The organism is candidate division TA06 bacterium, from assembly GCA_004376575.1.
Lineage (GTDB): Bacteria > Hydrothermota > DG-26 > E44-bin18 > E44-bin18 > E44-bin18.
In genome coordinates this window covers 1-12,891 of the sequence record SOJN01000034.1, presented here as the reverse complement: position 1 = coordinate 12,891, position 12,891 = coordinate 1, and the positions used below count along the sequence as shown (strand labels likewise).

Genomic DNA, 12,891 nt, shown 5'->3' with positions numbered 1-12,891 from the left:
CTCTTTAATGGGATAGGACCCGAGGATGCAGCCGTCGCCCTCGAAAACAACATCCTGCTCGCGGATGGCGACTCCTATTTCAGGCCAGCCATCGGAGTCGAAGTCGTAGACGGTGGGAGGGCCACCAGGGTATGTGGGGTCAGAAGGGTCTGCTCCTGGTATGGGAACTGGCCCCACCTTCAACGCGCCATCGTGCTCAAATATGTAGAGGCTACCTCTAGTCACCAACACAATTTCCGGATAGAGGTCGGTATCAAAGTCAGCCACTGCCGGAAACCCGTCCTCGGTCCCGGGGCCCACAAATCTGGGACCGGATGAAGACGCTTTCTGCCAATAGACAGACCCATCAGAGTGGTAAACAGAGTTGCCCGCTATCAGTTCCAGACCACCAGACATGTCCACGTCTGCCACGCAGGAGAGCGGACCCCATCGTCCGTTCTTAGCGCCTCCGTAGTCTCCCTCCCAGCTGAGCGAGCCGTCCGGATTGAAAACAGTTCTTCCCATGATGATTTCTGGAATTCCGTCCTGGTCCATGTCTGCAATTGCGGGCCCTCCCCACTCGCAGCTCACGGAGAAATTATCACTGTCCCATTTGTGGGAACCATCGTTCTCAAATGCTATTAACCTGCTTGTCGAACGTTTATGGCCGATTATCTCCACCCTTCCATCGGCGTCTATGTCTCCGGCAGCCAGGTTTGAACCACTCTTCAGTCTATTGCTAAATTCAGTCACATCGAATATGGCTGAACCGTCTCTTCCGTCAACGGCCCTCAAAACGGCACCGAACCATCCCCCATACGATGAAAAGACTATGTCTGGATAGTCTTCGTGGTCAAAACGGCCGTCAAGATTGTCATCGGTCAGGCTTACGACGAGCGGCGTAACGTCAACCTGATCGTAACTCGGAAGCTCATTGCTGCTGGTCCAGCTCCATTCAATTCTGGGAGGAATGATCTGGGGAAATCCGGCTACCGGCAACAAGAGCAGGACAAAGACGAATAAGATAATACCTTTGTGTCTCATGGCCTCTCCATGTTGAGATCTCAATTCTCGATTCTAAAAGTTCCCTAAGTCAATGTCAAGAGCAATACTACCTAAACAAAGATAAGTACAAAGTATAAATTGCAAAGTACAAAAAAGATGCGACGTGCAAAGTACTGAGTCGCTGATAGGCGATGCCTTGTACTTTGTTCTTCGTACTTTGTACTTGTTCGCGCAAGGTGGGGCCGCAGTTTTTGCGCCGTTTGGCTCACCTATGAGGATGACCCTGCACATGCACGTCAAAACCTTTTTATTGTGGGAGGATCAGTTTCCTGACGGCCGCATTGGAACTAGAAGAGAGCCGTATGAAGTAGATTCCTGGAGGAAGCCTCTCTCCATTTGTACTCCGCCCATCCCATGACAGGCTGTGCCTGCCAGCAGGCTGATCCCCTTCAACAAGGACCGATGCCACTCTCCCCAATAAATCATACACCTTGACAGAAACGGCTCCAGGCTCATCCAGTTGGTAGAAAATGCGGGCACGGCCAATCGCAGGGTTTGGCATAGGCTCATCAAGACCGAATGCTCTGGGAGGAGTCTCGGGCAGTGTGCCCTCAACAAGAGTCAAGCAGTCCCTCTGCCAGACCTTGGATATCTCTGCCGGTCCAGATGGAAGTGCGCCAACTACAACTCTCACCTTACCATACAACTCTGACTTCTCTTCGTTCCACACGCACACCCAGTAAACACCAGGAGGAACATTGGAAATAGAAAGGCTCAAATCGAAGCAGCACGTGCAGTCGCATGGCCCCTTTGGGAATGTTTCAGTTTCTACAATGTCTATGGTGGTATCCCCAATCTCAAAATCGAACGCGATTTCTGCACAGCAATTGTAGAAGGCTCCGTCGTGAAAGACATTCACCGTGTCCTCAAATACTGTTGCATAAATGGTATCTGTGCAGGGCTCCTGGGAGCAGACTGAACCTGCAAGAAGACAAGCTGACACTAACACGAAGAATGCTGTGCGCATCCTTATCACCCCCTCAATGGAAGATCGCTGATCCCCGTGACAGTAACCTAACATATTCTCAAGTCGTTGTCAAACAGCAATTTGCAGTAGTGTTGTGATCAAACCTTGAAAGTTGAATTCTGGAACCACGGATCTCACAGACTACCCCCAGAATGAGCTCTACGCTATACGCTTAAGTTACAGCCGTCAGCTATCAGTCGTCAGTTGAACCGAGCTGCAGGCTGTGGGGTCGCGTTATCGACACTGTGCGGACTGTATTTGGGGGACAGGGCAGGGTTTTTCGCAATTGATGATCTGGGGGTCCTTCTCCGATTTTGTTGGCAGAACCGAGCCTGAGGTCGAATTCCAAATCACAAATTCCAAACTCCAAATAATGACCAATAACTAATGACCCAAATCCCAAACAACGGGCGGTTCCAGTTTGGAGCTTGGGATTTGGTTATTGTGATTTGTTTGTAATTTGGTACGTGGTTATTGTGATTTGCCTCTCACAGTGGTCTCCTTCTCAATTCTACTCTCATGTCCTGAGGTCCTCCAACCCTTAAGTCGTCATATGCGTTAAACTCAAAATCTGAAAGGTTGTTCAGACCTGATTTCTGCTTGGTGCCAAGGCGGATACCCAATCCAAACAGGATTGAGTCCTCTCCTGTATTTATCTCTCTCTCATACCCTGCCCGCAAGCATAACTTCCCCGCAACAGCAGGAACCTCAACGCCGGCATGAATGAAACTCCGCCGATCGGGCCCATCGATTCTTCTATATTCAATTGAAAGGGGCGCATGCGTTCGAGGATCCTTATAGGAAAGGCCTATTCTGATGACTTCAGGAAGTTCCTGTGGTCTGTCACCATAATCAATGGGCTGGCGCCAATTTTGCACTGACAATCCCACGGAATATGGCGCCGAGCTAAGGATAATACCCATGTCAAAACCCATGGCAGACCCATCACCCTCCCCCTGAACAAGACTTCTAAGGTATTTCACCCCCAGCCCATAGGCAGACTTCTTACCGAGTTTCGTACTGTAGGAGGCCACGGCGTAAAAATCATAGGATCCGTTCTCGTCAACCTTTTCATAGATAAAGCCTGCACCGACTCCATAGTTGTCAAACGGTACACTCAGGTCCGCTGAAACCATGAAAATGTCGCTCACAAAGGATTCTCCAAGACTCCTGTACATAATCCCGCCGTTCACTCTCGTCGTGGTAGAAAGCCCTGCTGGGTTATAGAACACAGTTTCTGCATCGTCGGCCACCGAGGTGAATGCTCCTGCGAGGGCACCAGCCCTGCCCCCTGCCGGGAAGAGAAGTAGCAAAGGTGTCCCCGCGTGCACTCCTGCAGCAGAGGTCACAAACAGAGCAAACAAAGCAGGAAGGTAAGTCTTCAGATGCCTCAATCGTCAGTCTCCTTTGGTCCACCGAGTAAACACTTGCAAGCACAGATTAACACACCCTCCTTCACCTCCCACTTCGCCCTCTTTGGCTACGCAGGACTGACGCTTCGTGGCTTCGAAGGCCAAGGATTATCACAAGATTCCCCTTCCATGGTTTTGTTACAAGTTGATGGTTTTTCTGTGTTAATCTCGTGTAATCTCGTGGTTTCAGTGGTTTCAATTTCGTGGTTTCGCAATTTCGTGTTTGGTGTCAGGGTGGGATGTTCCAGCGGGAGACGGGGGTCGAACCCGCAACGTCAAGCTTGGGAAGCTTGCATTCTACCGCTGAATTACTCCCGCATGTATCGAAAACCAGACTCTCGTTCAGACCCTTTCTAACGGTAAGCTTGCTTCACATCCTCTCACCAACATAGGCAGCAAGGTCCACTGTTCGACATGCATACCCATATTCATTGTCGTACCAGGCCAGCACCTTTACAAGATCGTCACCTATGGACGCAGTAGATAGACTGTCGAATATGGCGGAATACGCATTTCCCACGAAGTCGATTGATACGAGCGGTTCCTCACAGTAGAAGATATATTTGGACATGGGACCGTCGCATGCTTTCTTGAAGGCCTCGTTCACTTCCTCTGGTGTTGCCTTGTTCTTCAAATGGCACACCAGGTCAACTATGGAAGCGTCCGCCGTCGGTACTCTTATTGCCATACCGCTCAGCTTGCCCGCAAGGTCAGGGAGAACGAGTCCTACTGCCTTTGCAGCTCCTGTAGTTGTTGGAATAATGGACAGTGCTGCAGCCCGAGCCCTCCGGAGATCCTTGTGTGGCGCGTCCAGCAGTCTCTGGTCGCCAGTATAAGCGTGGATTGTGGTCATGAACCCGTTCTTTATGCCAAAACTCTCATGGAGTACTTTCGCAACAGGCGCAAGACAATTGGTGGTGCAAGAAGCGTTGCTTATGATATGGTGCGATTTTGGTTTGTACATCTTTTGATTAACTCCCAGAACGATGGTGATGTCCGGGATCCCCTTGGCCGGTGCTGTGATTATCACCTTCTTTGCTCCGGCGTTCAGGTGGAGGCGCGCCTTGTCCGGGCTCCTGAAGAGACCTGTGGCCTCAATTACGATGTCAACCCCAAGACTCTTCCATGGCAGTTGTTCGGGGCTCTTCACGGAATAGACCGCATATTCCTCATTGTTCACGATGATCGAATCTGGTTTTGCCTCAACCTCTGCATCAAACTTGCCGTGAACAGAATCATACTTCAACAAGTGAGCAAGTGTCTTCGCATCCGTGATGTCATTCACCGCGACAACCTTCAGCGAGTCGTTTTGCAGAGCCCGTCTGAAAACAAGCCTGCCGATGCGGCCAAATCCATTTATTCCGACCTTCACTGCCATCACTGCCTCCTTTCGGCCCCAGAAAGTGTATTTCAAGAATTTCAGTCTGTCAAGCGATTTTACTTCACGCTGTACTCCATACGCTTAATACATACAGAAACTGTCAGCCATCAACCGTCAGCTGATACATGAAACTACGAACTTCCCATCGCTCCGTTCCCCCGCCTTCGAAAATAGAAACGAAATATGCCCCGTGGCACGTGGCACCGTGAGACGCCGCAGGCAGGCCTCACGCCCTCTCCGATGGCGTGGCCCTATTTCGTTTTCTATTTGCGGGTTCAGAGGATGGAGATTGAAAAATGAGAAGATTTGGGTTAAAATATACAGGTTGAGACTAGGCCACCGGGGTGAAGCATCCAAAAGGTTTTTGAACCAGAAATCGCTCACAAAGACATACGTCTACATTACTGGAAATATCGCACCTTGTAACGAAGACAGTCACAGTACTAAGAAGATGCACGAGTCAGACGGGAATATCTGTGCTAATGAGGTGAATGAAGTGCTGGGTCAGACGAGGCTTGTTCGTAGAATCATTGGGTTATTGCTGATTCTGGGTCTCCTGGGTGTTCTCTTGGTGCTCACCAGTACATCCCGATTCGGGCCAGGTGTCTCACCAGATTCTGTTGCTCACGTATCTACAGCAAGAAATCTGCTATCTGGGAAGGGATACGTCCAATATGATGGAAGTCGATTTGTCAGTTGCCCTCCTTTGTTCCCAACATTGCTGGCATCTATTGGCCTCTGTGGATTTGACCCCCTTGGTGTTGCTCGGTATCTCAACGCCATCTGCTTTGGGGCGATAATATTCATTTCGGGCCTATGGTTACTGAAAAACATCCAACCCTTGCCCTTTGCATTACTTGGAGCAGGGGCTCTTCTATTGTCAAAGCCCCTCATCGGAGTGTCAGCATTTGCCTGGCCTGAACCGCTTTTTGTATTGTTAGTTCTCGTATTCGTTGTAGAAGCCGGAGAGTTCCTGGAGAGAGGTAAATCCCTATCATTCATTCTATTGACAATCTCTGCTATGCTCGCTTTTCTAACCCACTATCTCGGAATCGCGGTAATTCTTGCCGGCCTGGTGATACTTTATCTGAAGCCAAGCATTACTCCAGTCCGAAGGTTTGTCAATTTGATTATGTTTGCCACTATCTCAGCCTTACCGACAATCGTCTGGCTCGTTGGAAACCGCATTGTTTCCTCCGAATTGACGAGAGAGATCGCCTTGGGCTCATTTCCGATCGCGCAGAACCTCTGGTTTGCGCTCCACGCTGTAAGCAAATGGTTTTTGCCCCTGAGGATGCCGACTACCGCAAGGATTGTGATTTTCAGCTTGCTGTTCATATTGATGCTTGGTCTTCTCGCAGCCATCACCGCCCGCGATAGAAATCGCTGGGCGCGCAGCAATCTACCACAGATCATGCCCTCACTTTGTTTTCTGTTGATATACCTGGGCTGTCTGGTTGCGTCTGCAACAGGCGTTGCATTTGGCGGCATCAATGATAGGTTGTTATCACCAATCTATGTGCCTCTGATATTACTGATGGTTTTCACTTTCGACAATCTTCGGGAGTTCCCCGACAGACATTTCCTAAGGAAGGCTTTCACTATAACTTTGATTGCTGGATTCAGCATTTGGCTTGCATATAGGGCTTCACGCGTTACAAAAGTCACATGGATGTCTTTTCGCGATGGTCCCGGAGGGTATGCCACAGCCGCGTGGAGAGAGTCCAACCTTGTACAGCATATTAGGAGGTATCCGCTGCACGGCCAGGTTTACAGCAACGCTCCTGATGCAGTCTACATCCTTGCTGGTGAGTCCGCAAGATTGAGCCCACGCAAACATCCATCTCATTCACCGAAGAGCACCCCAGACGATATCTTGAAATTCAAGACGACCCTGGTGTCAGGCACCGACACGTATCTCGTTTGGTTTGAAAACAATTACAGAGCTTCCTACCTATATAGTCTCCAGGAACTCCGCTCCATGTTTGACGTGGACACTGTCGCAGCGACATCAGATGGAGCTGTCTACCTTGTCAGATGACGTATAGATCTAAGATACAAATAGAATGGAAGAAGTGTCATTGCGAGCCAAATAGGTCCGGCTTTTCCAGAGAAAAGACGAGGCCTGCCCCGTTTCTCGCGAAGCGAGATATACGGGGCATTTTTGGTTCTTCGCCGGCATAGCCGACGGAGGAGAGTAAGCGGTCCCGAAGCAATCTCGGATTTCAATTTCCCAATTTCGTAGTTTCGTATTTTCGTGTTTTGTGTCAGGAATCTCGTGTAATCTTGTGGTTTCAATCGTTGGCATGGGTCAATTTCTATTCTCTCGTTGCAAGGATTTTGCTCCTTGACGTGTCGGGTTGTGTAATATAGACTGGTGAAACCTGTAGAAGAACGGCTCTAAATAGTCTTTGTGAGGAGTTGCGGACACTTTGGCTGTCAACACGTCAATAGAAGTCCGGCGGATCAAGTATCTGAAGAGGTTCGCAGGCCAGACGAAGTTCATGCAGGGTGATACTGCCTGCGCGTATGGTGCGCTATACGGTGGCTGTAACTTCTTTGCGGGCTATCCCATAACCCCTGCATCTGAAATCGCGGAATCGCTGTCCATCGAGCTGCCAAATGTAGGTGGTTACTGCCTCCAGATGGAAGACGAGATTGCCAGCATTGGTGCGGTCATAGGCGCTGTGTGGGCCGGCGCACGGGGGATGACCGCAACATCCGGTCCGGGATTCTCGCTCATGCAGGAAAATATCGGATATGCCTTCATGACCGAGACTCCTTGTGTCATCATAGATGTGCAGAGGTCAGGCCCTTCCACTGGACAGGCAACGCTCCCTGCGCAGGGCGACATCATGCAGGCAAGATGGGGAACGCACGGGGACCATCAAATCATAGCACTCTCCCCTGCGACAGTACAGGAGTGTTTGACTCTCACTGCTGATGCATTCAATCTTGCTGAGAGATATCGAAATCCTGTCATCGTATTGACCGACGGTGAGATCGGCCATCTCAGAGAGAAGATGACCTTTCCCGATCCGTCGGACATTGAATTAGTCAACAGGCGCCTGGGATCCTCGAATCAGCACGCATTTGGTGGAGAGATGATCCCTCCCATGTTTGAATTGGGACATGGAAGTTTTGTGCACGTAACGGGCTCAAGCCACAAGGAGACAGGTATGAGGGATGTGTTTTCCCAGGAGGTCCACGACACGCTGATAAGAAGGATCTATACAAAGATAGACGTGAACAGGGACAAACTGGTCAGAGTCGAAGAACACTTCATGGATGATGCTGAGGTCGCCCTTGTGTCTCTGGGTGTTGCCTCAAGGCCGACCATGGGCGCCGTCCTTGAGGCCCGCAACAATGGCCTAAAGGTCGGATTTCTCAGGCTTATGATCGTCTGGCCCTTCCCGAAAAAGAAGATCGCCGCGATAGGCAAGAAGGTGAAGAAGATCCTCGTCCCCGAGATGAACCTAGGACAGCTCTCCCGGGAAATAGAAAGATTCGTCGATTGTGAGGTGGTCTCGATATCCAAGGTTGGAGGCGTGTCCCACAGGGTGTCGGAGATCTATTCTGTGATCGAACATTATACATAAATTACTTTAACTATGGCTGCTAACAATAACATATTAAACTATATACGGGAAGAGATTTTCCCCACGGCATTCTGCCCTGGCTGCGGATGCGGTACTGTTTTGAACTGCTTCGTCCACATGCTGGACAAGGTGGGTATAGACAAAAGAGACCTGATACTGGTAACAGGCATAGGGTGCTCCTCGTGGATCCCCAGCCCCTATCTGGAGGCTGACACACTTCACACAACACACGGCCGCCCAATAGCTTTTGCCACTGGTGTCAAGGTGATGAAGCCAGATAAATATGTAGTGGTGATAGCGGGTGATGGTGACCTGGCCGGGATCGGCGGCAATCATCTCATGCATGCGGCCAGAAGAAACGTGGGCCTGAAGGTGTTTCTTGTGAACAACTACATCTACGGGATGACGGGTGGACAGGTGGCACCCACCACTCCTACTGGTGTGCCTACGACCACTACACCCTATGGTAATCCTGAACCCCCCATGAACATAGCCGAGATCGTAACCGCTGCCGGAGCAGACTATGTTGCTCGCTGGACCACATATCACGTTAGGAAACTGATGCATTCAATGGAGCAGGCAATGAAGAAGAAAGGGTTTTCTCTGATAGAGATCATGTCCCAGTGTCCAGTCAGCTATGGTAAGAGAGTCAAACTGAAGAAAGGCTCCGACATGCTGAGGTATTTCAGGGACAACTCTGTTCCCATTCAGAAAACTGGGGATTTGACAGAAGAGGAGCTTTCAGGTAAGATAGTGATAGGAAAATTGGTTGACAGAGAAAGGACAGAGTTCACGGCGACCTTGAACGCAATAGTAGAGAAGAGAGAAAAGGAAGTTGGAACCTCTTAAGATAAGACTCTCCGGCTACGGGGGCCAGGGCATTGTCCTGGCCGGAGTCATAGTTGGACAAGCAGGTGTCCTTGATGGACGAAATGCCGTGCAGACTCAGTCATACGGAAGCGAATCGAGAGGCGGCGCGTGCAAGGCGGATGTGATCATTTCTGACGACGACATATACGAAATCGAGGCCGGTAGCTTTGACTGTCTGGTGGCCATGTCGACTGCGGCATATGACAAATACATCTCCAGACTCAAGTCCGGAGGGAAGCTGATCGTGGAAAAGGCCATCGCCACTAATGGTGAACTGGATTGTGACAGGTACGCTATCAACGCTACCCATATGGCAGAAAAGAACTTCGGAAGGAAGATCATGGGGAACATGGTAATGATAGGATTCATGAGCGCCATAATGGGTTCACCGTCGAAGAAGTCGATAAACAAGTCGATTCGCGACAATGTCCCAGAAGGGACTCAGCAAGTTAATGTCAAAGCATTTGAATTCGGCTACAAAGAAGGCCTGAAATATTCCGGGAAAAACAGAGATGCCTAGCAAAAAAGATAGGATGGGGCAGATCCGTTGCCTCTGCTGCTTCACGAGGTTCCGCCCCCTACTCAATACTGACAAGGCGACGTGTCCTGAATGCGGTATGGAGTGGCGGGTTTCCTGGACCTATCCAAAGCTGGCCAAGATAAGGGGCCCGGTCTGGGAGAAACTGAAGGAGAAGACCGAAAAACCTGAATCCGAAACCTAGCGGGCACAACTGTTTTCAATATATTGGCAAGTGTTTAGATGGAACAATCCTGGAACCACAGATTTGACATCCTCCTTCGCTCTTCGAGCTACGAAGGACAGGGATTCTCACAAGATTACTCTTCTGGTTGGGGTTCAGCCATGAGGATGTGTTTGGAATCTGTGTCAATCTCGTGTAATCTTGTGGTTTCAGTGGTTGAGAAGGGTTAAGATTGTGCCGTTTGATAAAAAGATAGCATACATAGATCTGACAAGCGGAAAGGTTGAAGTCAAACCTATACCACCAGAGCTGAGAGAGTTATATCTGGGTGGCAGAGGGTTGGACGTTTACCTTCTCTACAACCACCTCAAGGCAGGAACTAACCCCCTCAGCCCGCGCAACGTCATGGTGGTAAGTGCTGGGTTCCTGGGTGCCACTCTTGCTTCTGCTTCGGCCAGATGCCATGTGGCCGCACGTTCGCCCCTGACAGGTTTCCTCGGTTCGTCAAACATGGGCGGCTTCTTTGGTCCTGAACTGAGATGGGCAGGGTTTGATCATCTCGTAATCAAGGGCAGGGCCAAGAACCCTGTCTATCTGTGGATAAACAATGGAAGCATAGAGGTGCGGGATGCAAGTCATCTATGGGGTATGAACAGCTATGACACCCAGGATTCACTCAGAGAAGAACTGAGGGATGAGGAAATCCAGATAATGTGCATCGGGCAAGCTGGAGAGAATCTTGTCAGGTTCGCAAACGTGAGGACCGGAAGGAAAAATGCTGGCGGAAGAACGGGTATGGGTGCCGTGATGGGCTCCAAGAACCTGAAGGCAATTGCGGTCAGGGGTACGATGGATGTTAAGATAGCTCATCCTGAGGAAGCTCTGAAATACAATAATGAAGTAGTAAAGGCGCTCGTATCCACAAAGTTCGGAAGAATAATGCAACGATGGGGAACGATGTTCATATACGGAGTAACCAACTCCACTGGATTGATAAGAGTAAGGAATTTCCAGGATAACCAGTTCCCGGACAGTGAGGGTCTAGAGTGCGAGAATATCGAGGAGGCTTCCATCGGGACGTCAGGCTGCTTCGGCTGCGAACTCCACTGCCGGCACAGATACGTAATAAGGGAAGGACCATACAAGGGGACTTTCAGTGAAGGACCTGAGTACACTTCTCAAGGAGCTTGGGGTGCAGAGGTGGGCTGCAAAGACTTCAACACGGTTCTTTCAGGTAACCACCTTGCGAACTACTATGGCCTGGACACTCTGGAAACGGGCAGTTTGATCGCCTGGGCAATGGAACTCTTCCAAAAAGGGATAATCAGCGAGAGAGATACAAATGGCCTGAAGCTGGAGTTCGGAAATAATGCCGCGGTGTTGGAGATGATAGAGCGGATTGCGCTGAGAAAGGACCTGGGAGATGTTCTTGCAGAAGGCCCTCTTGGCGCCGCAAAGAGAATAGGAAAAGAGTCGGAAAAGTATCTAATCCAGGTGAAAGGGATGAGCAATTTGCATTCCGACGAGCGAATGACCCCATCTCTGGCACTTGGCATTGCGACTGCATCCAGGGGCTCAGATCATCTGAGGAGTAGGCCCGCGATAGACCTTTACCACCTGCCAGAGCCGGTGTTGAGGAAAATCTTCTCTAACCCAACGCAGTATGATGGTCCGCTCACCTCCGACTACACGTCTTATGAGGGCAAAGCGCGAATGGTGCAGTGGCAGGAGATGCTGTACATGGCTGTCGACTGCCTGGGGATATGTAAATTCCATACAGTCTTTCTAAGCCCGAACATGCTCAGCTTTGATCACTTTTCTAAACTCCTCTACTACAACACAGGCTTGAGAATGACTCCCCAGAAGATCTGGAATATTGCGGACAGAGCATATACCCTCGAGCGGCTGTTCAACTTGAGGGAAGGACTCAAGCGTGATGATGACTGGCTTGTTGACAGATACTTTGACGAGAAGACACCATCAGGTCTGGATATCGTAAGGAACAAGAGCCTGGACAGAAAGAAGTTCAAGGCGATGATCGATGAGTACTACGAACTTCACGGTTGGGACAAGAAGGGAGTCCCAACCACGAAAACCTTGGAAGAACTTGGACTGGACAAAGAACCCAGTCATATGCTGTAGCTGGTGAGAATTAATCTCGACATAAGACTGGTACCTGATCTCGCCGAACTCGTAGGCAAGGATGAGATTGACTTTGAGTTCGAAGGAGAAACTATCGGCGACATGGTAAACGAACTTGTTTCCAAATACGGTGCCAAGGCTCGGGAAGCTTTGTATGACAGCGGTGGGCGATTCGACGGTATGATTCAGATAATCCTTAACAAGGAGAAGTGGATCCGCTCCGACGACCTGAGCACACCCTTGAGAGATGATGACGGTGTCTCGCTTATGCTTCTGATAGGTGGAGGCTAGCTCGTAACATGCATAAGCTCATAATGGTCGACCAGGATAAATGCACCGGGTGCAGAGCATGCGAGATGGTTTGTTCGGTGAAACATGCAGGCGTGAGCAATCCGGCAAGATCCAGGATAAGCGTGATAAAATGGGAATCAGAAGGTTTCTATATGCCTTTGCTCTGCCAGCAATGCAGTGAGCCTGCCTGTATGGCTGTGTGTCCCAAGGATGCAATAACTAGAGACGAAGAGACTGGCAGAGTCCTGATAGACTATGACACCTGCATCAAGTGCAAGATGTGTGTGGCGGCGTGCCCATTTGGGGCAGCGGGGTGGGATGCGGTGGAGGAGAAGCCCATTAAGTGTGACCTATGCGACGGTGACCCAGAATGCTGCAAGATATGTGATCCGCAAGCCCTCGAATACGTAGATGCATCCACGGCGACCATGAGGAAGAAAAGGTCCGCAGTTCTGAAGTTCTCCGAGCTTATGCGGAAATTCGC

The 12,891-nt window shown here is 50.1% G+C and carries 11 protein-coding genes and 1 tRNA gene; 7 read left to right on the top strand and 5 right to left on the bottom strand.

Features of this window, described 5'->3' with window-relative positions; genetic code table 11:
• The 5 genes from E3J62_02480 to gap all read right to left on the bottom strand — a co-directional run.
• On the bottom strand, window positions 1-1,023 hold a 1,023-nt coding region (locus E3J62_02480), incomplete at its 3' end, for a VCBS repeat-containing protein (protein TET47100.1).
• Between the two features lie 268 nt (window positions 1,024-1,291).
• The gene (locus tag E3J62_02475; protein ID TET47099.1) at window positions 1,292-2,065 is read right to left on the bottom strand and encodes a T9SS type A sorting domain-containing protein; all 774 of its coding nucleotides are present in this window, start codon (window positions 2,063-2,065) and stop codon (window positions 1,292-1,294) included.
• 434 nt (window positions 2,066-2,499) lie between these two features.
• Window positions 2,500-3,405, bottom strand: coding sequence for a hypothetical protein (locus E3J62_02470; protein ID TET47098.1), 906 nt, complete (start codon window positions 3,403-3,405; stop codon window positions 2,500-2,502).
• Window positions 3,406-3,669: 264 nt separating this feature from the next.
• Window positions 3,670-3,741: transfer RNA gene (locus E3J62_02465), tRNA-Gly, on the bottom strand.
• A 52-nt stretch (window positions 3,742-3,793) separates the two neighbouring features.
• Window positions 3,794-4,801, bottom strand: coding sequence for a type I glyceraldehyde-3-phosphate dehydrogenase (gene gap, locus E3J62_02460; GenBank protein TET47097.1), 1,008 nt, complete (start codon window positions 4,799-4,801; stop codon window positions 3,794-3,796).
• 292 nt (window positions 4,802-5,093) lie between these two features.
• Here gap and E3J62_02455 point away from each other — a divergent pair, with 292 nt between their 5' ends.
• From E3J62_02455 to E3J62_02425, 7 genes are all read left to right on the top strand, one after another.
• On the top strand, window positions 5,094-6,845 hold the full coding sequence (locus tag E3J62_02455; protein ID TET47096.1) for a hypothetical protein: 1,752 nt from the start codon (window positions 5,094-5,096) through the stop codon (window positions 6,843-6,845).
• Window positions 6,846-7,308: 463 nt separating this feature from the next.
• Window positions 7,309-8,403, top strand: coding sequence for a 2-oxoacid:acceptor oxidoreductase subunit alpha (locus E3J62_02450; GenBank protein TET47102.1), 1,095 nt, complete (start codon window positions 7,309-7,311; stop codon window positions 8,401-8,403).
• A gap of 12 nt (window positions 8,404-8,415) precedes the next feature.
• Window positions 8,416-9,252, top strand: a complete 837-nt coding sequence (locus E3J62_02445) for a 2-oxoacid:ferredoxin oxidoreductase subunit beta (GenBank protein TET47095.1) — start codon at window positions 8,416-8,418, stop codon at window positions 9,250-9,252.
• A complete protein-coding gene (locus E3J62_02440) occupies window positions 9,239-9,793 on the top strand; it encodes a hypothetical protein (protein ID TET47094.1) in 555 nt (184 codons plus the stop codon). The genes E3J62_02445 and E3J62_02440 overlap by 14 nt, the downstream gene beginning before the upstream one ends.
• Window positions 9,794-10,208: 415 nt before the next feature.
• Window positions 10,209-12,116: an aldehyde ferredoxin oxidoreductase gene (locus tag E3J62_02435; GenBank protein TET47101.1), complete on the top strand. Its 1,908-nt coding sequence runs from the start codon at window positions 10,209-10,211 to the stop codon at window positions 12,114-12,116.
• A complete protein-coding gene (locus E3J62_02430; protein TET47093.1) occupies window positions 12,117-12,407 on the top strand; it encodes a hypothetical protein in 291 nt (96 codons plus the stop codon).
• A gap of 8 nt (window positions 12,408-12,415) precedes the next feature.
• A partial coding sequence (locus E3J62_02425; GenBank protein TET47092.1) for a 4Fe-4S dicluster domain-containing protein occupies window positions 12,416-12,891 on the top strand: 476 nt, incomplete at its 3' end.